Raw genomic sequence first — 23,653 nt, forward strand, 5'->3', positions numbered from 1 at the left:
CATGCAGACTGAAGTTTCATGTGCACTTCTATTCTATATGGGTTAGTTGCGGACAACAATACAATCCCCGGAAAAATATAAGTTTCTCCTTTCTATCTGGCAGCTTATGAAGGACTAAAGTCATGTTTTTACCAAATATGACCACGGGATGTCATTGTCCATGTTAGAATTTAGCGGATAAAAGCAAAAAAATGACGACATAGACAGGAGGCCCTTTTGATGAGCCACATCGACCACGAGCTTGAGGATGATCAGGCACCCGGATGGGATGCCATTGATGCGCAGATGCAGAGAATTTATGGAGATCAGGAGCCGAAGCACTACGGAACCCTGATTCCTTATATGCTCGGAGGCCCGGATCCACTTAACGGGATCAGCGCCTATATACAGAATGAACCGGTGCCGCATTGGCACTTTGTAACATACGGATTCTCGGAATTATATGAGAAGGAGTCTGAGGATACCGAGTACAGCGGTTATGGATTTGAGCTGACCTTCCGTCTGCTGAAGGGACCGGATGAGAGCGAACCGCCTGCGTGGGCGCTGAACCTGCTGCAAAATATGGGCAGATATGTTTTCAGCAGCGGCAATGTCTTCAGATCGGGCGATTATATGGATGCGAACAGTCCTATCGCCCTCGAGCACGACACACAGCTGACGGCGCTTGCCTTCATAGATGACCCTGACCTTCCGGAGATCACCACACCGAATGGCAAAGTGAGCTTCCTTCAAATGGTCGGCATCACGCGTGATGAGCTGGAATCCATGCAGGCCTGGAACACCACCGGAGTGCTTCGGGAAGCCGCGGAATCAGGAAAGCTCCCTCTCTATGTTACAGACTTGACCAGACCTTCACTTCTAAGTGATCCACAGCTAAGCGAGAAGATACGGCTGGGCGCGGACAAAGACGGGTCAAGTACCGGCTTCCTGTTCGTGGATCAGCTGGACTGGCAGGAGCAGAAGGGGCTGTTCCGGGGAACCACGTATACGCTGGTCATTGGGGCGAAGCAGGCCTCTGTCATCAGCAAGGTTCTGCCTGGCCGGTTACTGAAGGAGAATCCGCTTACCCTGTCCTCCTCCGAGTGCAGGGTCACCTTCCACGCGGGTGAGAGCTCCGGCGTAGATGTGCAGGAAGACGGCATGGACCTGATCCTGAACGAGGAAGCGGTGCGCGAGCTGAGCCAGAGGCTTGAGCCGGTGGCGCAGGAATTCAAGCTGAGCGCCTGCAAGGGACTCTCCGTCAAGATCGTGCGAACCTTGATCCGGGACCAGGATGGCCAGATCGTGGAGACGATTGGCTGATCGCCAGGCATCGCTGGGCGGCTAGCGAAGTGGTGCTGATCGGCTGGGTGACCGAATGGCTAAGCTGCTAATCGGAGCAGGCGTCTCTCACTATCTATTTGCGATCTCATTATCTTTTTATCAACCTATTAGTGGTCTGCTGATATATAATAGATTCTATGAAATTATTACCTATAATCGTGTTTAGGAGTGTACAAACGTTGAAGAAAAGCTATACCTCTCTACTTGCTATGCTAGCTATGATGGTTGTCCTCGTCTCCTCCACCAGTGCTGCGGGGTCCTCCGTAACGGGAGCCCAAACAGAATCAGGATCGGGCTCAGCAGCAAGTGCCGAAGTCAAGAAGACTTATGTCATCTGCATTGATCCGGGGCATCAGCTCAAGGGTAACAATCAAAAGGAACCGATTGGCCCCGGTGCTACCGAAAAGAAGCCCAAAGTCAGCTCCGGCACACAGGGCGTAGCCACTAAAAAACCGGAATATGTGCTGAATCTGGAAATCTCCCTCAAGCTGAAGAAAGAGCTGGAGAAGCGCGGATACAAGGTCGTCATGACCCGCGAGAAGCATAATGTGAATCTGAGCAACAAAGAGCGTTCCGATATCGCAGGCAAGGCCAATGCCGACCTCTTCATCCGTATTCACGCCGATGGGGATAACTCCCCGAAGACCGAAGGCTTCAGCGTATTGTATCCGGCCCAAAGCAACAAGTATACCAAAGCCATCTATGCGAAGAGCAAGCTTGCCTCCGAGTATATCCAACAGGGAATGAAGAGCGCGACCCAGGCCAAATCCAAGGGCGTGGTTCCCCGCAGTGACCTGACCGGCTTCAACTGGTCGAAGGTTCCCGTAACCTTAGTTGAGGTAGGCTTCATGACCAATCCGGCTGAGGACAAGCGGATGTCTACAAACGCTTACCAGGACAAGCTGGTAGCCGGGATTTCTGCCGGCGTGGACAAGTATTTTCAAAAGTAAGTGAGTAAGTGAGTAAGCGGCCTGTGCTAAGTGGGTGGGTGAGCTACCTGTGGTAACTGGTCTGTGGTAACTGGTCTGTGGTCCCTGCTAAATGAGTGATTGTGTGCAAGGAATGAGCCCATCCTTACGTATCGACTTTCAATGAATCATTCGGCCTGCGCGGTGCGCGGGCTTTTTGTATGCCTGAAAAGGCGCGGGTACTAACCGCAATTCCATAAGGATTCCATAGTAATTCCATAGGAAGTGCTGACCTACATAATCGTCGTCCAGCAGACCAGTAGGTTATCAAGAAATCCCGCGCAAGCAGCGATTCAGTGGTCTCTCATTTCCTGTAGCGTCTTACCGTGAACAGTCAGGCTACCGATTGTAGAGTCTTCTGGATAGTAATTTTCGGGGGAATTGTATACTTTTCATGCTGCCCCATCGTTATAGTGCCGGAAGGAGGGAAGAGATGACCCCTGCGCAGAGGGAATGGACCCAGAATCAAATGAACAAGATGCACAGCTATCTGGTAAAATTGGGGGCTTCAAGCGAAGATGCCAAAGACATTATACAGGACACGTTCTACAAGGCGTTACTTTACGAGGACTCCATCAAGCCGGACAAAATGTCCGCCTGGCTGTTCAAAGTAGCCATCCATGCCTACTATGATTTGTGCAGGCGCTCCAAAAGACAGGCCTCTCTTCCCTCCTTGGAAGAGTTGGTCTCCACGGAGTTTTTGCCAGAGGAATGGCTCACAAGCCAAGAGGATCGCCAGGAGGTGCAGAAAGTGCTGGAGAAATTGTCTCCGGTGCACAAGCAGGTGCTGGAGCTCAGATACAGGCAGGAAATGAGTTATAAAGAGATCGGCGAATCCCTGGATCTGAAGCCAAATAACGTGAAGACCTATTTATCGCGGGCCAAGAAGCAGTTCGCCAAAATATACAGGAGGTCGGGTAAGCATGAGTGAACATGAAGATGAGCATGACAAGCTATCGTCGGAGAAGGCTTTTGACGGTGATTCCGTGAATCGGATGTTTCGTAAAGCCAGATGGAAAAGTATATTACGAAACACCTGTATTTCAGCTGTTGTCTGTATTGTGCTGTTCCTGGGAGGATTCATTCTAAATCAACAATTAGCCAATAAAGCGGGCTGGAGCGCATTCACACCCATTGAATTAAATAAACGCATTACCGGGCCCAATTTGTATATGGATCACCCTCAGTTCCGTTACAGCTTACTTGGAGGAACGTTAGAATATCAAGAATTCAAGATTATCGAGAATCGGGTTATTCCTTGGGATGATCATTCACTGAAGTACAATGTGATTGAAGGCGAGGCTACCGAGCTGCTTGGAAGCAGCTCGGGAGTCCCCGTCATGGAGAATGGACAGGAGCGCTTCTTCAATGACCGCAGTGGAGAGCGCCAAATGCTCTTTTATCATCCAGCTATGAAATATGATTATTATTTTAACGACTTGCCTCTATTGGATAAGATGAGAGATGACCAGTATATCGAGATGGGACTATCCTTCGATAAGGGATATACGCTAAGCCAAGTGGATCAGATGCTGCCTCAGGGTGTGCATGCATCTTGGTACTGGGCGGACAGCTATAACGAGAATGATCTTAAACATTTGAAGTTCAAGGCTGCACCGGAACGGGCCGAAGAATTGTATGGGTTCCAGGCTTACATGGAACCCGGCGATTATACAAGGAGGACTACCGAGGAGAAGTTCCTGATGGATATCCAGACTGTCATAGATTCCAGCAACGCTTATTATTCTAAGCAAGCTGCCCATGTCCTTGCCGCCGTAAAGTCACACCAGCAGTCGGGCATGATTATCGGCGTTGTCGTTACAGGAACCAGGGATCTGCTGAAATCTCTTCAGAAGCTCCCTTTCATTAGGGCTGCGACCCTTGGGGCGACCGTCGATATGTATTAATCTAACATTTAACTTAGGAGTATATTAACCTGGTATATAAATTGAAAATATGTAATAACACGCTATAGATTATATACCTATGTATAACCGCAATAAGCGGCCATCCCCAAATGGCCGCTTTTTGCTTTATGATCTTTTACCAGACGCTGCTCCTCGCTGCGCTGCTTCACCAGCCGTTAACGCTTGGCCTGTGCCCACTTGGCATTCCACTCGCTGAAGAAGGTACGGATATCGGGGGCAACCGCCGCTTTCTGTACAAAGCTGGTGTCCCAAATATCAAATCCGGCTTTTCCGGCGATCGTGTAATAGTCTCCGTCCATACCCACATCCTCTATAAGATTGGGCTTATAGGACATGAACTCCTGCAGCTGTGGCAGATTGGAATCCCGCGTTCTCAGAGTCGGGATAAATCCGGTATCATCCGCTATGCTGGAGTCTTCAAGCAAGAACTTAATCCACGCCTTGGCGGTTTCCTTGTTTTTACTATTCTTATTGACCACGTACCAGGCATCCGAGCTAAGGGTTGCGTTCATTTTATCGGTAGTTGAGACCGGCAGCGGCATAAACCCGATATCGCCGGGCTTGATTCCGCTATCCTTTCCGGCATCCAGTATTTGCGGAATGACCCAGTTCCCCAGATAGAACATGGCTGATTTCCCCTGGGCAAAACTCAGCTTGGAGTCCTCCCAATGATCGTTGTACAAATCCTTCTCCACATAACCTTTGTCCACCAAAGTACGGACGATATCTAAAGCCTTGCCGATTTCGTTGTCTTTCTGGAACGGGGCGTTGGAATTAATCATGTAATTCAGGGCGTCAGAACGTCCGTTCATGACTGGCACCATCATTGCGCCCCATTGGGTAAGTGTCCAACCGGATCCGTAATTCAAGTTCAGCGGCGTGATTCCGGCCTGTTTCAGCTTCTCGCAAGCCTCATAGAACTCCTGCATTGTCTTGGGAGGTGTCGTAATCCCGGCTTTACTGAAGGCCTGTTTGTTATAGACAAGTCCCATGGCGCTAACACCTACGGTGATGGCGTAATGCTTATCGCCCTGCATTTGAACGTTGGCATAGTACAGGTTGTCGAACAGTCCCATGTCATCCAGCGGTTCGAAATATTCAGGAAAGTTCTTCTTCTCGAAGTTATTGGGCATGATCAGGACATCCCCGTAATTGTTGCTCAAGATCCGGACCCGGATATCTGTCTGGTAATCCTTAAGGCTCACCACCTTCACATCTCCGACTTCCGGGTATTTCTTCTTGAATTCCTTCTCATATTTGTCGAAGGTGCCGTTCTCGAGCAGGTCACTGCGATGGGTAATAAAGGTGATGTCGCCGTGAACGCCAGAAGACGCTTTGGCCGCTGTATCCGTGTGAGTCTGTTCGGATCCTTCATTACTGCAGCCTGTGAACACTACTGTGCTAAGAAGCAGAGCGGCGGTTAATCCCTTCCATTTTCTCATTGTTAATCCTCCAATAGCCTGTTTATGATGGTACATCAGTTCACCTGAAAAGAAGCGAGGATGTCACGCAGCGATGTCGAGAGCTGTTCCAGCTCGCCAGACAGCTCCACCAGCTTGTCGCTCATCTTCAAGTGGTCCGCGTTCAGCGAGGCTACCTGTTCAGTAGACGCGGACGTCTCCTGGGAGACGGAGCTTACGTTCGAGATGGTGTCGCTCAGTACGAGCTGTGCGTTCTTCAACTCGTCTACCGATCCAGTGACCTGTTCAGAGCGTTCAATGAGCTGGCTCATTTGATTACGGACATTTTGCAGGATTCCGTCCGTGTTCTTCACCGTCTCCACCTGAGATTGATATAACGGGTAGGCTTTGGACATTTCTGTAACGGTGTCCCCGATTTCGTCTTGAATCTTGCCGATGATCCCTGTCACGACATCGATGGAAGAACGGGATTGATCGGCCAACCGGCGAATCTCATCGGCCACGACCATGAAGCCTCTGCCTGCCGCGCCGGCCCGCGCCGCCTCAATGTTGGCGTTCAGGGCAAGCAGATTCGTCTGCTGGGTCATTTCCTTCATGACATCCAGGATTTTGTGTATCGATGAGGTGCTCTCGCTCAATTGATTCACACGATTCATCATTTCACGGGTAATCTGCTCGGTGGTATAGGTCTGGTCGGTCAATTCATTCATGTAATTAGTACCTTGCTCGCTATACTCACTGACTTGAATGGCCGCGAGGTTCATCTCCACATTGGTGTTCACGAATTCGGTCATCTGCTGATTGATCACCGTGGTCATCTCTTGCCCCTTCTCCGCTTCCAAAGCCAAGGAGTGGGCACCTTGGGCGATATACTCCGCGGCCTCGGTTGCTTCGGTGGCAGCAACCGAAGTCTGACGGGATACATCGGCCAGCTGGCCTGCTGTCGACATGACTCTTTTTGCGGAATCCAAGGTTTGTCTTACAAGAGCGGAGATCTGCTCCATCATAGTGTTGAAGTTGCCCGCCAATTCTCCAATCTCATCCTTGCTCTTAATGTCCGTCCGTACCGTGAGATTCCCTCTTGCCCCTTCATTCAAAAGGTCACGCAGCTTCACTAGCGGGTTAGCGAACATGCGCACCATAATCATACCTAGCACTACGGCAACCAATGCGGAGCCGATCAGGGCTAAGATGAGGAAGGTGAGGATTCGGTTCGCGTTCTTAAGCAGACTCTCAACCGTGATATCCCCGGTCAGGTACCAGCCCGTGATATCTGACTTGCTGTAAATATATAGCTTTTGATGCCCCGTGCTATCCTCTCTGGTCAAAGTGCCCGAGGTTGAGATTTCCTTGTCATTCGCTACCGGCACGGTAAAGGCAGGCTTACTGCCGATAGCCGAACCTGCGGTGGAGTAAATCGTCTGGCTTGTCGCGGGATCGTAAATATGTACTGCACTTCCTTCCTTGGAGTCGGACAGCTTCATATTCTCCAGACGGCTCGACAACGCCTTCATGTCGATCTCGACAAAGAGCAGCGCGATGGTTCCGTCATAATCCCTCAGTACACGCGCATGTCCAAAGCTCGGTTTTCCGTTCGCGATAAATCCGTTAGCCGAAGCTGGAATCCAGACGGACTCCCCTTTTGTCTTCATGGCTTTGTCGAACCACTTCTGGGCTGGCAAGGTATCCAGGTTAAGGTCCACAGAACTGGCTAAGGCTGAGCCGTCAGGCTTGAACAGCGTGATAGAACGGATATTATCGTCTGAGGAAGCCGAATTCTTAAGGTAGGTATTCAGATTCTTCTGCTGCTCCATGTACTCCAGCGTGTCCTTCTTCGTGGAGGCAAACGTTCGAAGGTCATTCAGAAAATTCTGGTCCACTATAAATTGCAGCGAACTATCTTGATACTTGGCAAAAGTCATATCGAGATTTGTACTAGACTCGATAATGGTCTGCTTGGAGAAGCCCGATACCTCGTCCATAATGGATTGCTTTGCCATAGAGTAAGACTGCCAACCAACCAAACTGACAATAATAAAAACGCCAATGAAGTAAAACAGAAACAGCCTGACCCCTACGCTCCTCTTCGGGTTCAGCTTCCACCTGCCTGTGTTCGGGTCGCGCACCACATTGCTCCATTGATGAAGCCAGCGTGAAACCCACCCCCGGGAATGCTTTTTTTGATGATTATCCATATGCTGCTACCACCTATCCCTTACTCCGTTATTCTCAGCTTGCTGTGGCCGCTGCATAGGCAGCCCTTCGCAAAAAACTAATATTAGAAAAAATTCGGCGCAATTTTCACCAAACTGAGGCTATTACTATCAGTATATCGGTAGCTAATCGCAAAAATTTAAGTAATCGATGAGGTTACAAAAATATTTATTTGCACAATATATTTTTTTGCCAATAAGTTAGCGTTTTCATGCATTTATAGGGATATCCTCTATATTACGCTCACAGGACTGAACACTAAATTTCATAAGTTCTACGCTAATTCCCTTTAACATTTAACTTAATTTATTATTTATGTGACTTAACTTTTATTATTTGTAACCTTACAGCACAAAAGGTGAGAACCACCACTATTCAGGCAAGAACCGCGGATCTGATAAAATTAAAAAAAGCCGCATTTCTGCGGCTCTCACTCTTTAGCACAAGTTAGACTGCCTCTCTACATTGGTGTAGAAACAGCTGAATTTGTGCTTTTTGCATATTTTCTTAATTCGGGCGGATTCACTGACAATCTCCTCAATACTTCCAAACTGACGGGATTCATTCGTGACCACAGCGATTGAGATGCTCACCAGCGGAATGGACTCGACCTGACCGAATCTGTTCTCACTGATCACATACTCGCGCTGGAGATCCTCCTGAGAATAGAAGGAGGTGATCGTATTATCGAACTGCCGGATGATACTGGTACATACTTCTTCATAAGCGGAATCATTCAGAATAGCAATGAAGTCATCCCCTCCAATATGCCCTACAAAGCTGTCAGGCTGTGTCACCTTGCTGCGGAGAATGGAAGCCGTGGCCTGAAGCAGCCTGTCCCCTTCCTTGAATCCATATGTATCATTATAGGCCTTGAAGTTATCGAGGTCGAAGTACAGGACACTGAAAGTCTCTTGGGCTAGGGATAGCTTCAATCTCTCTTCAATGGTGAGGTTGCCCGGAAGGCCTGTCAGCGGATTAAGAAAGCTGGCTATCGTTGCCCGAATCTCGGCGAAGCTGAGCAGCAGATTCCGGATGCTGACTACACCGTGAAATTGACCGTTCCTCGTCACAATCACGTAGTCGTAGAGCTCTTCTTCCTCCCGCGCCATCGCGAGCTTGCTTACTTCGGTAATATTCTCGCTATAATCCACAATAAGCGGACTTTGGTTCATCACAAGCTCAACCGGCCGGCCCATATACAAATTGTATCCGTACAGTGTGCCAATCAATTGGTAGAACCTGGCCCTCATCACCAATGCGGCAGGCTGACTGCCGTTCTGCACAACGACGCCCTGAAGCTTAGGGTTATTCTTGAAGATCTGGTCCACCTTCTCGCATTTCGTGTTCACGTAGACGTGTGGTATCACTTCCGCAATCTCTCCAATTTGTGAAATCATTCTAAGCCCCCCTTGTACAGTATTTCAGAAAGAAGCGGCCGCCTGCTTCGGCGGAAGCGACCCCATGGTCAGTTCGCTGCTGGGCCGACCCAGCGCATAGCCTTGTCCCATATGTACTCCCCGATCACGCAGATAAGTCAGTTCCTCCGCACGCTCAATGCCTTCCGCGATGACATGGGTTCCCGATTTATTCGCATACTCCACCAGAATCATCACGATCTGCTGCTGTACCGGATTCAGATGGATATTCTGAATGAGTGAACGATCCAGCTTCACATATTCCGGCTTCAAATAGACCAGTGTCTTCAAGCTGTTGTAACCCGACCCCGCATCATCTATAGCAATCCGGAAGCCCTGAGCCCGATAGGAGGCCAGTACGCCTTCGTAAGATTCATAATCAGTCACCGCCTGCTTCTCGGTCAGCTCAAATACGATTTGGCCGGGAGACAATCCATATCCCTTCACTAATTCAAGCAGCTCACCGCTTGAAATATGTTCCTCGCACAAGGCATGCGGATGGACATTCATAAATATTAGGGCATTACTTCGTTCCGGCAGACCTGCCACCTTCTCCCGAAAGCTTCTTAGTGAAATTTGTCTGCAGCCCTGCTCGAACAGGGAGACCTGATCGGTCTGCCCCACGAAATCATAGAAATGCTCTGTTGTCGGGAACAACTCCGATGCGGGAGGTCTATTCAATATCTCGTAACCTACGTTCTCCCCGGTGTCCAACTCGAGTATCGGCTGGAAGAAGGTAGACAGCGTCTGATCCCTCATAATTTGATGAAAGGCCACGAACCTCCTGTACTCCAGGATCTCCTTCTTGCGTGCTTGATTGAGATATTGGAAATAGGTGAACAGACTGTTGTGATGTAGCCTGGAAGTATGCTGCTTTGTCATCATGCTCTCCCGCTTTCTTCTAAACGATATACACCTATAGTAGTACACGTCTGATTCAGAAGTTGCATGTAAATGTTAATGGAGCATTAAAAATTATGAGAATAGTACCATTTCGTGTAGGATATATCTCTAATTAGGAGTCAGTCTATACCTTGGCCTCATTGATATATTCCTTAGCATACCGATAGGCTAGTCTTAGCAACAGGAACTCGGCCAATAGGGAAAGTAGTCCACAGAAAGGTAACACGCTAACAGCCAACACATCGGGTGCATTCAGCACAAATGGCAGGAAGATCAGAATACTAACATTCACGATCAGATAGAAGGCTCGGCGCATGGCTGTAGTATGCCGCAGCTCACGCAGCTCATGTACCCATGCTATGGCTATCAACCCCTGGAATATCCAGTATACAAGCAGCGTATGCAGCATCAACACTACCACTGAGAGGAAGCTGAGCTGCAGCGGCTTATCCAATAAATTCAGAAAGCTGATCTGTGCCCCTTGAATGACCTCGGGTAACGAGCCGACGATCAGCACGAACGCTACCCACTTTGCTCTCACAAAAGAATCATGCTTCCGGCTTAAATCACGCAGCGCCAGCGCAATCATAATATAGCCGATGAAGTCAGGCAGGATATCCAGCCCGACTATATACAAGTCAAGCAGGATGAATACAAGTCCCCAGCCAATCCGCCGGAAGGCATTAGATAATGGTGGAGTTATTCCTATCATTTCGAGCCACCTCCTGAACGAACAAGCCGTTTCATCTGTTCATCGGTCAGGTTTAAATTGCTGTTGATCGTGAAGAACTGGGTGACGCTGCGGCCATCCCGTAGACGAAATTCAAGTCTGCACTGAGGCTGATAGTTGACATAGGCAAGTGGGCTATGATCAGGGATTTCCCATTTATATGAGATAATCAGACCTTCCCCTTTTCGTAAGGAAATAGGATATTTAAGGGATTCAATCGGCTTATCGGACAGGTAAAGATGAAGAAACGGCTTCAGCTGGTCACTATAAGTGAAATCGATGCGCTCTAATATAGCAGGCTTCAGCAGCGTTCCAAAATTAGCACCCGTTCTGTCCGAAGAAGCTGATGACGAGTAGAAATCAACGATGTTCGCATTTGACGCCGGTAGAACCTGTATCTCACCAATCGGGACTTTACGCGGCGGACCCTCGGTATAGAAGACAGTCGCCTCCTTGATCGTCACCGGTGTCTTAATGGGCTGCTCAGATCCTTGGGCGTTAAAGCCCGCAATTGCCTTCATTTCGTTCTGATAAGTTCCGCTATTCCAATTAGATAAAGTGAAGCTGAGCTGCGGCAATTCATCAATCTGTACCCCTGTCACCTTATTGGGGCCATTCTTGTTCTCCAGATAGATCAGCTCTATACTTTTGCCATCTTCAGCAATCAAGGTATTGTAATTGTTCAGGAATAAGGGCTCTGCCAGCTGCATGCTCCGGTAATACCATAGGTTCCCACCCCAGCTTCCGAAGATAAGAAGGAGAACGACTGCCCAAGCTGCTATTTTTTTCGGTTTGGATTCGGTCTTCACTTCATCACTCCTCTCTACCCCTTATTCCATCTCCATAAAAGAATAGCGCCTGTGCCGCGCATTCATAGCCACTTCTAATTAAGAGATCACCACATACGAGTATCATCTCGTATTCACCCAATCAATGAATATCACTCCAACAAGCAGGACAAGAATACCCGCGCACAGACGAATGAACCCTTTCCCCTGCCAGCCTAGCCGGCCTTTATTGTAAGGCTTCAATCCGAAGTACAGCCATTCCCAGAACTTCTGGGGAAAAATTAATGCAAACAGACCTACCATTATACCAAAAGCAATACTAGCGAAAATAAGGCCCATCTTTGTCCTCCAGTTCTCACTTTTTTTGTGAACAATTAACGCTTTACCTATTTATTTTACCATTAATTGGGTGTAAAATTTTGTTCTACCAAATAAAAAAAGCAGTCATGAGGAAGTCATGACCGCTTATCCTGCATTATGCTAATTTCTCAATAACAATGGAGGCACTTACTGTTGGTGTGCTGGCAGCGCCGCCGCCAATTGAGTTTTGCAGGGTTTGGGCCCCTGTAGGATCGATGCGGTTCAGGGTCAAAGTTCCACCCGCCGTTAACGCGGTAACCACTTGGCCCGTATATGGGTTATTACCCGCACCTGACCCATAGTTACTGCATAGAACCAATGCAGCTGGCGCTGCCCCCGCAGGATCAAAGAACAGTCCGAAGGCACTGTTACCCGCGGTCGGGAATACCTCCCACGTAATCTTATAGGTACCACTTGTGTTAATGACAATAGTTGAAGGGGGCGTAAAGGTAATCGCGGTAGAATTGATGAGCGAATGGTTAAAAGTTACAGCACCGCCCTCTCCTCCTCCTGTTGGCGCCGCGGCTACGGTCTGCGCCTCATCACTGCACAGGAAGGCGAAGTCGGAAATGCCGCCCGCTGGCCCGGCAGGTCCGGCTGGGCCTGTTGCTCCGGCTGGCCCCACTGGACCTTGTGGTCCCGCTGGTCCTACCGCACCTGGAATCCCTTGGGGTCCAGGGAGACCTTGTGCTCCAGCTGGTCCGATCGGTCCCGGAATACCTTGTGGTCCTTGTGGCCCTGGAGGCCCTGGTACAGGGGTTACTTTTACAATTGGCGGCGGGCAGCTCACTCTAACGACTTTCTTTTTAACAATAAATTTCTTGTGATGCGCTCCCTTTCTTCTACACACCTTACACATTCTTCCGTGTCTTTTGCCGTGGGACTTAACTAATGAATGTTCAGTACTCAATTGGACACCTCCTCAGGATTAGACTACATCCTACGCATATCCGTCCCGCAGGGCATGTGCTCCAACCCAGCAGCCTGGCAGGCATTCATCCAATTTCCCGATAAAGAGGCTTCTGCGGATTTAAGTTTGTCCTGAACATCCAAGCATTCTCCGGTACTCTGGGGAGGAAGATATCCTCCCGGACCGCCGTCTCTCACCCCGTTGAAAGGTACTAGGAAATGAACAACAGCATGGCATTCCCCTGTCTAACCGCCTCCATATAGTATTCTTTCAACTCCGAATAGTAAAAGAGCACATATTCCATCTCCTCATCTTGGGACCAATCTTGAGAGGGGTAGATCTCCAGCTCATTCATGACGGCCGCGTCAAAGCGCTGCTTAAGATCCTCTTCGGTTATGTTCACCAAGGTTAGAGCCACCTCTTGCACTTCCTTATTGGTCAAGTAGCGCGTCTTCCCGTACCCTAGATCTTCACCGACCTCCGTCCCGCCCAGAATAACATTGAACAGCGGAGCCTCGCCCTCCCATGCGCTTCCGTTCAAGAGAAAGTGGATCGCATGCCAGGATTTGTCCAGATCCAGCCCCACTTCCTTCTCATCAAACACAACCGTCTCCGCATCCACCTCTCCCTTAATAATTAGATCCAGGGTCTCCTCCGAGATTTGCTTCAAATTTCCAATCATACCCACGATTTGCTCCACTCCTTTGTATTAAATGTAGACTTCAACCTCCGAACAGAATATCCATGATCGTGCCCAGCTTTCCGGATTTGTGCCCTCTTAGCACATCCGGGTCATAGACCTCGACAATCCCGCAATGTGTACATGAGACAAACAGAAAGTGATTATGCTCGATATCAAAAATTTTACTCAGACCCGTCCCGCTCATCGCCACTTCCCTCACATGGCAATCGGTATTGCCGCATTTGGAGCATTTGTAATTATTAATAATCGCTTGTTCGATATTCATAATCTCCGAGGCCTCCCTTTAGCCCACTTATTGTAAATTAGTGATCCTACAGTAAAACCAGCCGTATTCAGCATGACATCATCTACGTCCCCAGAACGCGGATAGATCAGGTTCTGCTCGGTAAGCAGCCACTGAAGAAGCTCAATGCCAAGCGAGAGAATCAGCCCGGCCAGGATCACATTACCCGTATTCCTGAAGAACCTCTTATATGCCCCAAGACAGCCGAGCGGAAGCAGAAGCAGCACATTTCCCCCAATATTCTTCAGTCCTTCGTATAATGAGCTGTTCAAGGATTCAAGCATTCCCTTAAATGGAACCAGGTTAATAATGACTCCCTGACCATAAGCCTTCATGTGGAGAATAGCTCCTGCGCTAAATGGAATGGGAAAAAAGGTCACAGCCACAACACCACAGCCATATAAAGTTACGACGATACTCCCCAGCATACGGGTAACCGGCCTGCGGAGCATGAGGTTCACGACAATGACGATAGGCATGACGAACAGGAAGCCGAGGAACATTGCTTGACGAGAACTAACCATATTCATTCTTAGCGCTGTTTATCACCGCTTCACCTCTGTTTACTTTTACCCGCAGGCCTGAATCTGTATCACTCACACTCTATAAATAGAACACGGCCCGGCCATGGATCGTTATGCTCCTGGCCGGGCCGTGTGTGTGTGAAATTTGGGATACCCTCATTCTAGCCGATATGGAGCCAGGTCTCTGCGCTATTCCTCACATTTGCTATGGGAACCGCAAGACCCATCCCATCTTCTGACCAACCTAGTAACGCTGCTTGAATCTCTCCAGCCACCAATCCTTGGAGATCAGGTACGGGCCGTCAATCGGCATAATAATATAATCTGTCACCGGTTCAATCGGGGCGGTAATCCCTGCATAGACCAGATTGACGCTGAGGGAGAAGGGCTTGATCTTCCTTCCAACCATCCGCTCGTACTCCTCAACGTATTTATTTACTCTGGGGAAGCCCTCCCAATAGTACATCGCCATTTGCCCACCAGCGGGCATGTTCCACCACTCTATAAAGGCTGGCCAGGAATCGATGCAGCATTGACGCAACAGATCCCCCTCTATATCACTGAAATGGCGTTCAGCCAAGCCTATTCCCGGACCGAGTTGATGAGACCGAATGGCATAATTGTTGGCGAGCAGCATGACCAGCCGATCCCACCATTTATCCCACTGCTGCTTAAGAACCAGCTTATCCTTTTCTTCCATGACTGGATCCTTGGGTGCGGGCCAGAATCTCTGATGTCCTTCACCCGACTCTGTAAATAATCCGTACATACAGCCTACATAGATAGGAAAATTCAACATATATTCCCCTGACAGGCCAATAACCCAGTTGCTTGCTAATCTCATCGCTCTAGATCCTTTTCGTATAGATTAGAATAGGCTTATCGCCCATTGTACTGCTATTCACTTCCTCAAATCCCTGTGCATGCCAGAACAGATGCGCGGGCTCGTTGTTCGCAATGACTCCGATTCTGAGTTCCGTCACCCCCCGCTCCCTCATCAGATCATAGAAATGGCTTAGGGCCTGCTTCGCATACCCGTGATTCTGGTATTCCTTCTTGATCGTGAGCAGTCCAAGCCATGGGTATCCGTCATTCGGATTCTTCATCAGCCAGTCTATGACCCCTACATAGTTGTGGTCCGCTTCAATGAGGAATCTCTCCGCACCGATCCGCACAGATTCACTCCTATCATCTATGATCTCCTGGAGAGTTAATTCTTCCTTATCATTTGAGATCAGGTTGAACGCCGGATTAGAATTCATAATCACAAGTTCAGCTTCCACGTTGTCCGCGGAACACTCCACAAAATTCAACATGTTCAGTTCCCCCATGAACTATTCCTTATCTATTAACATTATCGTAAGTCTTGAACAGTCCCTTTGTCTCCAACCATTGCTGAAGGGCCGTGACAGGAAAGTAATATCTGCCTTGGATCCGTATATAGGGAATAGGGTTCTCCCCTGAGAATCCTGCTGAATTCACCACATCATTCTTGAGTATGGTGTTCAGCTCGTCCTCCGTAATACCCAGGAACATGCTCGCCTCCTGAGCATCCATCATAACTTTATTCTGCACTGGTTCAGTTACCGGCTTAGCTGCCGGTTCAGCCACCTCTGTGAGTGTAATTTCCTTATGGGTACTGGAAATAATCCAGCATCCCAGCACAATACAGATACCCAGAAATGCAATAGCTGCAGCCAGCCCCTTACTCGATGAGTCCAACACCGTTCCCCCTCTTACTCCTCAACTTGAAATATCGTATCCACAATGATTGGCAGGTTCTCTCTTACCGATACTGCTCCAAACACGGACCTGGCGTGACTTCCGCGTTCACCGAACACATCCAAGAACAGATCGGTACATCCATTCAGTACTTTATGATGTTCTTCGAACTCGGGACCTGCATTCACGAAGCCTTGAACCTTAACAACCCGGATAACCTTATCCAGTGATCCCAGTGCCGACTTCAACACAGCCAGCACCTCAAGTCCTGCCAGCCTTGCAAATTCATAGCCTTCCTCTGTGGTGTACTCAATTCCAAGCTTGCCCTTCGGGTGCCCTGACGGACCCTTGCCCGAGACGAACATAAGCCCGTTAACGATGATATAATTGGCATATTGAGCAGCAGGCTGGCTTGCCTCAGGAAGCACGATATTTAGCTCTGTAAGTCTATTCTCAGCGGAATATCCAGACATATATTTCTACCTCCTTTATTCAGATTAGGCTTAATCCATAAATATGCTCATAAGCTCTTGTACATGGGATATCCTGAATCCTGCTCACAATCAGATCGGCTCTCGATAAATCCTGATTACCCGAATTGGCATTGATATACCCGATGCACTTCATGCCGGCAGCCTTGGCCGCCGCGATGCCGTGGGCAGAGTCTTCAAGCACCAAGCAGCGGCCCGGCTCCGCCCCAAGCAGCTCAGCCGCCTTTAGATATACATCCGGTGCGGGCTTGCCCTTGGCTACCTCTTCCCCGCTTACCACACACCTGAATTCCTCAGCTATGCCAAACTTCAAGAGTACCTCCTTGATGAACTCTGGCGGCGATGAAGAAGCGATCCCTACAGGGATCTTGAGTTGCTTCATCTCCTCAATGAAATTCTTAATTCCCTGAATAGGCTCCATCGGTGCCGCTCTTAATGCCTTAATTTTGCTCTCCAGCTGATACCTCAGAATGTCCTCAACCGAATGGGACAAGCTGTAATCCTGCTTGATGAGCCCCCACATTTCAGGATTCGTCATGCCAACGTACTTCTCCAGCTCTTTCTGTGTAATCTCGGCCCCATAATATTTCATCGTGTCTAAATCGACTTCAAAGTGAAGAGGCTCACTGTCAATAATGACCCCGTCCATGTCAAAAATAAAAGCCTCTAGCATCTATATCCCCCTCTCATTTATCCATGTAGCTCCCGAACTGCTCATCAAATTTAGTAATTTGAAACTCAGTAATTTCATATTCGGCAACTCTATGCTTATAGAAAGGATCGTCCTGGATCAGCTCTTCTACTTCTTCCCGGCTTGAAGCTTTGGCGAGGATAACTCCCCCTGTGCGGGGGACCTTCCTGCCGGAAAAAATAAACCGCTTCTCCGCATACTGCTTTTCCAAGAACTGTACGTGTTCCTCAATATACTGATCTACAACTTCCAAGGGCTGCAGGTAATGCAGACTAATGATGAACATGGATGACTACCACCTTTACGATTACTTTATTGAAGCCAGTAAAGAATTCACCTCAGGGATAGCAGATTCAGATTCCCTTCCCTTTAAACATTCACTTTATAATTCAGCTGAAGCTCATCCCCGGGCAATCCACGGATTCCCCAATTATGCTTGGGCGTCTCAAATATCGTAATCTCAATATCATTAGGCTCAATGTGCAGCTCACTCGATATCCGCTCGAACAGCAGTGTGATGAGCTTCTTCTTGGATTCTACCGTTCTGCCTTCAAAAATACTGATCTCTATAATCGTATATTTGTCCGACCGATCCTCCGAGAAGAGGAAATCCTCCTGCTCCAAATGAATGAACCGGTGGAATCTCTTCCCCGCCGGATACTGAAATGCATCAACCACACAGCCATGAATAACAGAGGACAGCTCCGCTTGTATGGGTTTTAGATGTTCCTTAATTCCGTAAACCTTGATTTGTGCCATAATTAGCCTCCTTTTTTCTTGAACTACTCTCCACTTAACACCTACGGGTCGTTTGAAGTGGGAGATTCCTAAGTACGAAAGCCTATCGGCTTTTAATTTGATTAGGCTATCCCCGTAGTCCCTACGGTTAGAAGTCTTATAGCTTCATTTTTAAGATTCTGTCCTGCGTTAATATCCCTGTCGTGATGTGCTCTACAAGAAGGGCAATCCCATTCACGAAGGTTTCGATGTTTAACGTCTTTGTTTTTATAGCCGCAGCACGAACACAATTGAGAACTAGCGAAGGTTTTAGATACAGCAATCACTTGCTTACCATACCATTTTGCCTTGTATTCTAACATCTTGTGGAATTGCGACCATGACACCTCACTAATGGCTTTGGCTAACTTAGGATTCTTCAACATGTTCGTGACTTGCAATGTCTCAATGCCAATGACATCGTGGTTTTTGATGATATCCGTAGAGATTTTTTGCAAGTAGTCTGTTCTTGTATGGGTGATCCATTCGTGGAGTCTTGCAACCTTGATCCGCTGTTTGTTCCAATTTGAACCACCCTTCGTACGTCTGGAAAGAATACGTTGTGCTTTTGCTAGTTTCCCTTCGAGTGTACGAAACCATTTCGGGTTAGAGAATACCTCTGCTGTACTCAGGATAGCAAAGTCCTTCAGCCCAACGTCAACACCAACAGAAGAACCTGTTTTTTCTAATGATTGCACTTTTGTTTCTGCAAGAATAGAAATGAAGTACTTTCCGCTGGGATTACGCCTAACGGTTGCGTTAAGAATACGCCCTTCTACTTCACGACTTTTAGCAAAGCGAACAAGACCCAGTTTAGGCAATTTAATTTTGTTGCCTACAACGGCAATATTTCCGTTTGTTTCCTTTGTTGTGTATGACTGCACTGGATTTTTTTTAGACTTGAAGCGAGGTGCATGGTTCTGCTTTTTAAAGAATCGTGTATACGAATCGGCAAGGTTTTTCAGTGAGGATTGAAGGGCAATGCTGTCCACTTCTTTTAGCCAGACTAATTCTTTCTTTAACTGTGTCAATTCAACAGAACATGAATGGTAAGTTAATCCTTTTCCTGTTTCTTTGAAGATATCCGTCCATTGTGCTAAAAAACGATTAAATACAAAACGACTACACCCAAATGTTTTAGCAATTAGGAGTTCCTGTTCTTTCGTTGGATAGATACGAAATTTGTATGCTTTGTTGACTAACAATACGTTTCACCTCACTATCACCAGAACCTACGTTCTCATTATACCATGTTCAGGTAATTTTTGGCTATTACCAACCGACATTCATCCCCTCCCTACTCATTAGGCTTCGCCCTCCACATTCCTTGAGGAAGGGGTATTCTGTCGGAAGGTCGATAAAAATAGAGTATGTATTCTAAATGCCCATCCGGTCTCTTAAAGCTGTGATATGAGCGGTATGGTGCTTGCCATGCCAGACATAGACGCCCAGCGTATAGTCCAGCCGGCTCGAATTCTTCGATTCGGGATGATAGAACATCCGCGTGTAATCTGATTCGCTCATGGAGTTTAGAACGATCCCCCATCTCTTATGCAGTGCCTCTAGCAGATTTAGTGAAGGCTCAATAGCTCCAGTTAGAGAGTCCTGCAGATTAGCCCAGCGATCCTCGTAATAAGGCTTGATCGACGGGTTCTCTTATGTAAGCGCCAGCTTGAACCGAATATAACTGTTCATATGGCTGTCCGCTACATGATGGATCACCTGCCTGATCGTCCACCCGCCATCGCGGTACGGGAGATCCAGCTGATCTTCACTTAACCCTTGAACCGCTTCCCTCAATTGGGACGGAAGCTCTTCGATTTCCTGAATCCAGCTTGCCTTTTGATCCTGTGAGATTTCTCCCTCGAATGCAAATTTTCCAATCGGGTATCTCATGTCCATAATAAACACCCTTTCCTCTATCAAGTTAAATTGCCATGCCTGAATTTGGTATCTCCAACCAGTGTACCAGACCACTGCCCGGCTGGAAATAATGAGAAATAGTCAGGTGGCGTAGTTCATTTTTCGGGTAAATTAAGAGTAGATTGAATTTGAAGAAGAATGGAGGTTCGTAGGTATGAAGATGATCATTACACAGCAGGAAGCTATGGAGAAGGGCGTCTGGAAGGAAGTCGTCAGAATATTTGGAGTTGCCCAGGAGGACGAGGTCTGGCCTAACGAGACTTACATACTGACTGAGGAACAAGCTCGGCAGCTGGGGTTTATTAGCTAAGTCTGCTGACGGCAGTTGGCTGGCACAACCATGAAAAAGCTCTCCACGAACGATACGAGATCGTTACGGAGAGCTTTTTTGCTGCTGATTATCCGATGCTGTAATACAAGGCTCTTTGGCCTTCCTTTGGTATCCAGCCATCATTGCCATTATGAGGCATACCTCTTGACTCAATATTCGCGCATTTACTTAAGGGAGAACGCTCACTCTCCTTATAATTGACGAGCAATTATGACACTTTATTCCACTCATTTACAAAAGTCCAGGCCCGTTTGTCTATCCGCTCGCCCAAACGTGTTACAATAATTAAATAGGTGTTAGACAGGTCCACCGAGAGGAGTTCGTTATGGCTGAAAATATACTTATACGTAACAATGTAAAGATAACAGGCAGCGGTACGACAAGTATGATATTCGCACATGGTTTCGGTTGTGATCAGAATATGTGGCGGTTTGTTGCCCCCGCTTTTGAGGAAGACTATCAGACTGTATTGTTTGATTATGTGGGCTCCGGGAATTCAGATGCATCGGCTTATGACCCTATCCGGTATGGGGAACTGGCTGGTTACGCTCAGGATGTGCTCGAAATTTGCGAGACACTGGGCCTTAAGGACGCCGTATTGGTTGGCCACTCTGTCGGAGCGATGATTGGCATATTGGCCTCGATCCAGAAGCCGGAGTTCTTCAGCCAGTTGATCCTGATTGGTCCTTCACCCCGGTACATCAATGATCTTCCCGATTACATCGGGGGATTTGAGCTCAGCGACCTTGATGGCTTATTTGATTTGATGGACAAGAACTATTTCGGCTGGGCCGGTTACCTGGCTCCTGCCATTATGGCGAATTTGGACCGTCCCCTTCTCGCTGCTGAATTGGAAGAGAGTTTTTGCAAGGTGAACCCTGCCATTGCACGGCAGTTCGCGGAGGCCACCTTCTATGCGGATAACCGGAAAGATCTTCCCAACGTGACGACCCCCGCGCTTATCCTGCAAAGTAATGAAGACATTATTGCCCCGCTTGAAGTGGGTGCTTATGTATATCACCATATTCCGGTCAGTACGCTGAAAATTATGGAAGCAACAGGCCACTGCCCGCATATGAGCCATCCTGAAGAAACGATCGGGCTCATCAAGGAGTATCTGGCAAGCAATACGAATACGTCTAAAGGCCCTTCTGGACAAGGAGGAGCTAAAGCTAATGGATGAGCGATTAAATTATGCCCCTTGCGGTTATCTTTCCTTATCGGAAGACAATACGATCCTTACCGTCAACGAGACCCTTCTTCAATTGCTTGGGTTCGATCTGCAAGGACTGCGTGATTGCCATATCGAATCCATCTTGACAAGGTCCAGCCGGATTCTCTTTCAGCTCCATTTCATGCCGCTGATCAAGCTAAATGGAAAGATCGAAGAGATGTTCCTGATCCTGCAATCCGCCAGCGGAGCTGAGGTCCCTGTTCTCCTGAGTGCTGTTCGGCGGGAACAAGAGGGAAGCCCTGTCCACGACTGCATTATTATGGTCATGCGCCGCAGGATGGAGTATGAAGAGCAGATCTATGCCGCTAAACAAGCTGCCAAGAAGGCGGGTGAGGAACTGGAGTTCCTAGAGGCAGCGCTTACGAAGAAGCGTAGTGAGCTAAGCGGTTAACTTGAATAGGGAGGCAGCTGTCTCCTTGCAGCATTATATATACCTCGCCTAGTGATCCGTATACAGCACCCCTATAACCTTGGGAACTTGCCCCAGTCCCTCATTTACATTGCGGACGCTGTCTATCGTTAACCGTTCATCTCCAAACCGGAAGGTGAACGTGTCGCAAAATGGCATTTGCAGCCAGCGCCAGATCATTACAAAGGTATCCTCGCTCTCCCAGTATCCTGATGCGGAAATCAGATGATCACTGCCCTCTATCGTCACCCGGTTCTCAATCCATTCTCCCGAGCCGCAGATCAGTGTATTCTGTGTCCCGTCGAGGTGCATCCCCAAGGCCGAGAATGCCCCTGCAAATTCAAATTCCACGACATCAATATGGTAGGAATTGTCCGTAAGCTTGTAACGCTGACCTGATCTGTTCAGTGCCTGATAAGGCACTGCCCGCACCTTGGGCGACGATAAGCTCAGTGTCTTCAGCTTCTTCTGAAGCACCGCAAGAGCTTTCCCTGAGTCAACCGTCTCTGTTAGAGACCGCCGCCCGGCTTCAGCCGGAAGCGCAAATCCCGGGAGAAGATGCTCCCAGACCAGGTTTAGTACCTGCTGCATGTCCTCATGCCCGCCCGTCATTACAATCACAGCCTTATGCCGAGGCAAAACAATACAATATTGCCCAAAAGCTCCATCTCCGCGGTAACCCCCATGGCGGCTCATCCAGAACTGATAGCCATATCCCTGGCTCCAGTCCATACCCCAGCTGCCTGGATTCTCAATCTGAAGCGAAGTTGCTTCGCTTATCCAGCTTGCTGGGATAAGCTGCTGCCCATCCCACTTTCCCTTCTGAAGATACAGCTGTCCGAACTTCGCAATATCCTCTGTCCTTAGGTTCAATCCAAAGCCGCCGGTATTCTTCCCAAGCGGGCAGGTATCCCAATGAGGATCTTCAATCCCAAGCGGTTCAAATAACCGCGGCTTTAAATAGTCGATCAGGCTCTGACCAGTAACCTGCTGAACAATGACCGCCAGAATATGAGATGCCCCGCTGCTGTACACAAAATGTGTACCAGGCACTTCATCAGGCTCCGCAAGGAAGAACGCCTTCACCCAATCTCCATCCGGATCCGCATACATCAGCTCCATAGGATCTGTGGCATGACCTGTGGACATCGTTAGCAGATGCTCCACCTTCATCTCACGTAGATGAGGCCCCGCCGTCCCCGTTAGTTCTGAAGGAAAGAACGAAGTCACCTTATCCTCGGTGGACAGCAGCCCCGATGCCACAGCAAGACCCACAGCGGTCGAAGTGAAGCACTTCGTCAAAGAGAACAACATATGCTGACGCTCCAGCGTATAGGGTGCCCAGGCTCCTTCAGCCACAACGGCTCCCTTCCGCAGCACCATTAAGCTATGCAATTCCTGCCCGCTTTGCTCGATTCCCTCCAAAAATGCCGTTATTGCCCCTGCCGATACACCTTGTGATTCCGGGCTGCTTCGCAGCAGCCGACGAGCTTCAGCCATACTTTTGTCACCTTCCGAATAAATAGAATACTAATCTGTATCTCTATTATCCGGGTAGCCTTTGTGTAAAGTCCAGTATGAGACTTGTGCGATTCATTTCTG

At 48.4% G+C, this 23,653-nt stretch carries 27 protein-coding genes and 1 pseudogene; 7 read left to right on the forward strand and 21 right to left on the reverse strand.

The features are described 5' to 3' along the window. Window positions 1-219: 219 nt before the first annotated feature. The 4 genes from ACRRNK_RS20605 (at window position 220) to ACRRNK_RS20620 (ending at window position 4,198) form a co-directional block, all read left to right on the forward strand. The gene (locus ACRRNK_RS20605; protein ID WP_433944459.1) at window positions 220-1,302 is read left to right on the forward strand and encodes a suppressor of fused domain protein; all 1,083 of its coding nucleotides are present in this window, start codon (window positions 220-222) and stop codon (window positions 1,300-1,302) included. 200 nt (window positions 1,303-1,502) lie between these two features. Beyond that, window positions 1,503-2,273 (forward strand): N-acetylmuramoyl-L-alanine amidase family protein, encoded by a 771-nt coding sequence (locus ACRRNK_RS20610; RefSeq protein ID WP_433944460.1) that lies wholly within the window; start codon window positions 1,503-1,505, stop codon window positions 2,271-2,273. A 451-nt stretch (window positions 2,274-2,724) separates the two neighbouring features. Continuing rightward, window positions 2,725-3,222: an RNA polymerase sigma factor gene (locus tag ACRRNK_RS20615; RefSeq protein WP_433944461.1), complete on the forward strand. Its 498-nt coding sequence runs from the start codon at window positions 2,725-2,727 to the stop codon at window positions 3,220-3,222. Next, complete coding sequence (locus ACRRNK_RS20620) at window positions 3,215-4,198, forward strand: anti sigma factor C-terminal domain-containing protein (protein ID WP_433944462.1); 984 nt, start codon at window positions 3,215-3,217, stop codon at window positions 4,196-4,198. Before ACRRNK_RS20615 ends, ACRRNK_RS20620 begins: the two co-directional genes overlap by 8 nt. A 176-nt stretch (window positions 4,199-4,374) precedes the next feature. On the opposite strand, the gene ACRRNK_RS20625 is transcribed toward ACRRNK_RS20620, so the two are convergent. From ACRRNK_RS20625 to ACRRNK_RS20720, 20 genes and pseudogenes are all read right to left on the reverse strand, one after another. After that, a complete protein-coding gene (locus ACRRNK_RS20625) occupies window positions 4,375-5,661 on the reverse strand; it encodes an ABC transporter substrate-binding protein (protein WP_433944463.1) in 1,287 nt (428 codons plus the stop codon). Between the two features lie 35 nt (window positions 5,662-5,696). Next, window positions 5,697-7,835, reverse strand: coding sequence for a methyl-accepting chemotaxis protein (locus ACRRNK_RS20630; RefSeq protein WP_433944464.1), 2,139 nt, complete (start codon window positions 7,833-7,835; stop codon window positions 5,697-5,699). Between the two features lie 456 nt (window positions 7,836-8,291). Continuing rightward, window positions 8,292-9,254 (reverse strand): GGDEF domain-containing protein, encoded by a 963-nt coding sequence (locus ACRRNK_RS20635; protein WP_433944465.1) that lies wholly within the window; start codon window positions 9,252-9,254, stop codon window positions 8,292-8,294. A 24-nt stretch (window positions 9,255-9,278) separates the two neighbouring features. Beyond that, window positions 9,279-10,157, reverse strand: a complete 879-nt coding sequence (locus ACRRNK_RS20640) for an EAL domain-containing protein (RefSeq protein ID WP_433944466.1) — start codon at window positions 10,155-10,157, stop codon at window positions 9,279-9,281. Window positions 10,158-10,299: 142 nt separating this feature from the next. Beyond that, complete coding sequence (locus tag ACRRNK_RS20645) at window positions 10,300-10,887, reverse strand: hypothetical protein (RefSeq protein WP_433944467.1); 588 nt, start codon at window positions 10,885-10,887, stop codon at window positions 10,300-10,302. Continuing rightward, window positions 10,884-11,714: a hypothetical protein gene (locus ACRRNK_RS20650; RefSeq protein WP_433944468.1), complete on the reverse strand. Its 831-nt coding sequence runs from the start codon at window positions 11,712-11,714 to the stop codon at window positions 10,884-10,886. Before ACRRNK_RS20650 ends, ACRRNK_RS20645 begins: the two co-directional genes overlap by 4 nt. A 102-nt stretch (window positions 11,715-11,816) precedes the next feature. After that, window positions 11,817-12,032 carry a hypothetical protein gene (locus ACRRNK_RS20655; RefSeq protein ID WP_433944469.1) on the reverse strand — a complete coding sequence of 72 codons (216 nt, stop codon included), beginning with the start codon at window positions 12,030-12,032 and terminating at the stop codon, window positions 11,817-11,819. Between the two features lie 136 nt (window positions 12,033-12,168). Further along, the gene (locus tag ACRRNK_RS20660; RefSeq protein ID WP_433944470.1) at window positions 12,169-12,963 is read right to left on the reverse strand and encodes a collagen-like protein; all 795 of its coding nucleotides are present in this window, start codon (window positions 12,961-12,963) and stop codon (window positions 12,169-12,171) included. Between the two features lie 211 nt (window positions 12,964-13,174). Further along, entirely contained in the window at window positions 13,175-13,645 is a 471-nt protein-coding gene (locus ACRRNK_RS20665) for a YfbM family protein (RefSeq protein WP_433946964.1), read from the reverse strand. 40 nt (window positions 13,646-13,685) lie between these two features. Next, entirely contained in the window at window positions 13,686-13,931 is a 246-nt protein-coding gene (locus ACRRNK_RS20670) for a zinc ribbon domain-containing protein (protein WP_433944471.1), read from the reverse strand. Next, entirely contained in the window at window positions 13,928-14,479 is a 552-nt protein-coding gene (locus ACRRNK_RS20675; protein WP_433944472.1) for a VanZ family protein, read from the reverse strand. Before ACRRNK_RS20675 ends, ACRRNK_RS20670 begins: the two co-directional genes overlap by 4 nt. 238 nt (window positions 14,480-14,717) lie before the next feature. Continuing rightward, entirely contained in the window at window positions 14,718-15,317 is a 600-nt protein-coding gene (locus ACRRNK_RS20680) for a hypothetical protein (protein ID WP_433944473.1), read from the reverse strand. Between the two features lie 4 nt (window positions 15,318-15,321). Continuing rightward, on the reverse strand, window positions 15,322-15,789 hold the full coding sequence (locus ACRRNK_RS20685) for a GNAT family N-acetyltransferase (protein WP_433944474.1): 468 nt from the start codon (window positions 15,787-15,789) through the stop codon (window positions 15,322-15,324). Between the two features lie 25 nt (window positions 15,790-15,814). Further along, complete coding sequence (locus ACRRNK_RS20690) at window positions 15,815-16,195, reverse strand: hypothetical protein (RefSeq protein ID WP_433944475.1); 381 nt, start codon at window positions 16,193-16,195, stop codon at window positions 15,815-15,817. A gap of 14 nt (window positions 16,196-16,209) precedes the next feature. Continuing rightward, a complete protein-coding gene (locus ACRRNK_RS20695; RefSeq protein ID WP_433944476.1) occupies window positions 16,210-16,668 on the reverse strand; it encodes a RidA family protein in 459 nt (152 codons plus the stop codon). Window positions 16,669-16,687: 19 nt separating this feature from the next. Beyond that, window positions 16,688-17,359, reverse strand: a complete 672-nt coding sequence (locus ACRRNK_RS20700; RefSeq protein ID WP_433944477.1) for an HAD family hydrolase — start codon at window positions 17,357-17,359, stop codon at window positions 16,688-16,690. Between the two features lie 13 nt (window positions 17,360-17,372). After that, a complete protein-coding gene (locus ACRRNK_RS20705) occupies window positions 17,373-17,663 on the reverse strand; it encodes a YciI family protein (RefSeq protein WP_433944478.1) in 291 nt (96 codons plus the stop codon). 83 nt (window positions 17,664-17,746) lie between these two features. Beyond that, window positions 17,747-18,136, reverse strand: coding sequence for a tautomerase family protein (locus ACRRNK_RS20710; protein WP_433944479.1), 390 nt, complete (start codon window positions 18,134-18,136; stop codon window positions 17,747-17,749). A 101-nt stretch (window positions 18,137-18,237) separates the two neighbouring features. Continuing rightward, the gene (tnpB, locus tag ACRRNK_RS20715) at window positions 18,238-19,359 is read right to left on the reverse strand and encodes an IS200/IS605 family element RNA-guided endonuclease TnpB (protein WP_433943985.1); all 1,122 of its coding nucleotides are present in this window, start codon (window positions 19,357-19,359) and stop codon (window positions 18,238-18,240) included. A 172-nt stretch (window positions 19,360-19,531) separates the two neighbouring features. Next, window positions 19,532-20,059: pseudogene (locus ACRRNK_RS20720) on the reverse strand (YfiT family bacillithiol transferase). A gap of 172 nt (window positions 20,060-20,231) precedes the next feature. On the opposite strand from ACRRNK_RS20720, the gene ACRRNK_RS20725 reads away from it, so the two are divergent. The 3 genes from ACRRNK_RS20725 (at window position 20,232) to ACRRNK_RS20735 (ending at window position 22,033) form a co-directional block, all read left to right on the forward strand. Then, a complete protein-coding gene (locus ACRRNK_RS20725) occupies window positions 20,232-20,387 on the forward strand; it encodes a hypothetical protein (protein WP_433944480.1) in 156 nt (51 codons plus the stop codon). A gap of 346 nt (window positions 20,388-20,733) precedes the next feature. Beyond that, window positions 20,734-21,591: an alpha/beta fold hydrolase gene (locus ACRRNK_RS20730; RefSeq protein ID WP_433944481.1), complete on the forward strand. Its 858-nt coding sequence runs from the start codon at window positions 20,734-20,736 to the stop codon at window positions 21,589-21,591. Beyond that, entirely contained in the window at window positions 21,584-22,033 is a 450-nt protein-coding gene (locus tag ACRRNK_RS20735; RefSeq protein ID WP_433944482.1) for a PAS domain-containing protein, read from the forward strand. The genes ACRRNK_RS20730 and ACRRNK_RS20735 overlap by 8 nt, the downstream gene beginning before the upstream one ends. Window positions 22,034-22,081: 48 nt before the next feature. On the opposite strand, the gene ACRRNK_RS20740 is transcribed toward ACRRNK_RS20735, so the two are convergent. After that, window positions 22,082-23,551 (reverse strand): serine hydrolase domain-containing protein, encoded by a 1,470-nt coding sequence (locus ACRRNK_RS20740; RefSeq protein ID WP_433944483.1) that lies wholly within the window; start codon window positions 23,549-23,551, stop codon window positions 22,082-22,084. Window positions 23,552-23,653 lie beyond the last annotated feature (102 nt).

Origin of the sequence: Paenibacillus sp. SN-8-1 (genome assembly GCF_050995535.1) — a bacterium.
Taxonomy (GTDB): domain Bacteria; phylum Bacillota; class Bacilli; order Paenibacillales; family Paenibacillaceae; genus Fontibacillus.

Coding starts and splice junctions, on each gene's coding strand:
- ACRRNK_RS20735 (WP_433944482.1), top strand. CDS start 21,584: ATGGATGAGCGATTAAATTATGCCCCTTGCGGTTATCTTTCCTTATCG.
- ACRRNK_RS20725 (WP_433944480.1), top strand. CDS start 20,232: ATGAAGATGATCATTACACAGCAGGAAGCTATGGAGAAGGGCGTCTGG.
- ACRRNK_RS20645 (WP_433944467.1), bottom strand. CDS start 10,887: ATGATAGGAATAACTCCACCATTATCTAATGCCTTCCGGCGGATTGGC.
- ACRRNK_RS20620 (WP_433944462.1), top strand. CDS start 3,215: ATGAGTGAACATGAAGATGAGCATGACAAGCTATCGTCGGAGAAGGCT.
- ACRRNK_RS20655 (WP_433944469.1), bottom strand. CDS start 12,032: ATGGGCCTTATTTTCGCTAGTATTGCTTTTGGTATAATGGTAGGTCTG.
- ACRRNK_RS20630 (WP_433944464.1), bottom strand. CDS start 7,835: ATGGATAATCATCAAAAAAAGCATTCCCGGGGGTGGGTTTCACGCTGG.
- ACRRNK_RS20670 (WP_433944471.1), bottom strand. CDS start 13,931: ATGAATATCGAACAAGCGATTATTAATAATTACAAATGCTCCAAATGC.
- ACRRNK_RS20680 (WP_433944473.1), bottom strand. CDS start 15,317: ATGAGATTAGCAAGCAACTGGGTTATTGGCCTGTCAGGGGAATATATG.
- ACRRNK_RS20635 (WP_433944465.1), bottom strand. CDS start 9,254: ATGATTTCACAAATTGGAGAGATTGCGGAAGTGATACCACACGTCTAC.
- ACRRNK_RS20605 (WP_433944459.1), top strand. CDS start 220: ATGAGCCACATCGACCACGAGCTTGAGGATGATCAGGCACCCGGATGG.
- ACRRNK_RS20640 (WP_433944466.1), bottom strand. CDS start 10,157: ATGATGACAAAGCAGCATACTTCCAGGCTACATCACAACAGTCTGTTC.
- ACRRNK_RS20740 (WP_433944483.1), bottom strand. CDS start 23,551: ATGGCTGAAGCTCGTCGGCTGCTGCGAAGCAGCCCGGAATCACAAGGT.
- ACRRNK_RS20705 (WP_433944478.1), bottom strand. CDS start 17,663: ATGTTCATCATTAGTCTGCATTACCTGCAGCCCTTGGAAGTTGTAGAT.
- ACRRNK_RS20665 (WP_433946964.1), bottom strand. CDS start 13,645: ATGATTGGAAATTTGAAGCAAATCTCGGAGGAGACCCTGGATCTAATT.
- ACRRNK_RS20695 (WP_433944476.1), bottom strand. CDS start 16,668: ATGTCTGGATATTCCGCTGAGAATAGACTTACAGAGCTAAATATCGTG.
- ACRRNK_RS20675 (WP_433944472.1), bottom strand. CDS start 14,479: ATGAATATGGTTAGTTCTCGTCAAGCAATGTTCCTCGGCTTCCTGTTC.
- ACRRNK_RS20730 (WP_433944481.1), top strand. CDS start 20,734: ATGGCTGAAAATATACTTATACGTAACAATGTAAAGATAACAGGCAGC.
- ACRRNK_RS20700 (WP_433944477.1), bottom strand. CDS start 17,359: ATGCTAGAGGCTTTTATTTTTGACATGGACGGGGTCATTATTGACAGT.
- ACRRNK_RS20625 (WP_433944463.1), bottom strand. CDS start 5,661: ATGAGAAAATGGAAGGGATTAACCGCCGCTCTGCTTCTTAGCACAGTA.
- ACRRNK_RS20615 (WP_433944461.1), top strand. CDS start 2,725: ATGACCCCTGCGCAGAGGGAATGGACCCAGAATCAAATGAACAAGATG.
- ACRRNK_RS20685 (WP_433944474.1), bottom strand. CDS start 15,789: ATGTTGAATTTTGTGGAGTGTTCCGCGGACAACGTGGAAGCTGAACTT.
- ACRRNK_RS20710 (WP_433944479.1), bottom strand. CDS start 18,136: ATGGCACAAATCAAGGTTTACGGAATTAAGGAACATCTAAAACCCATA.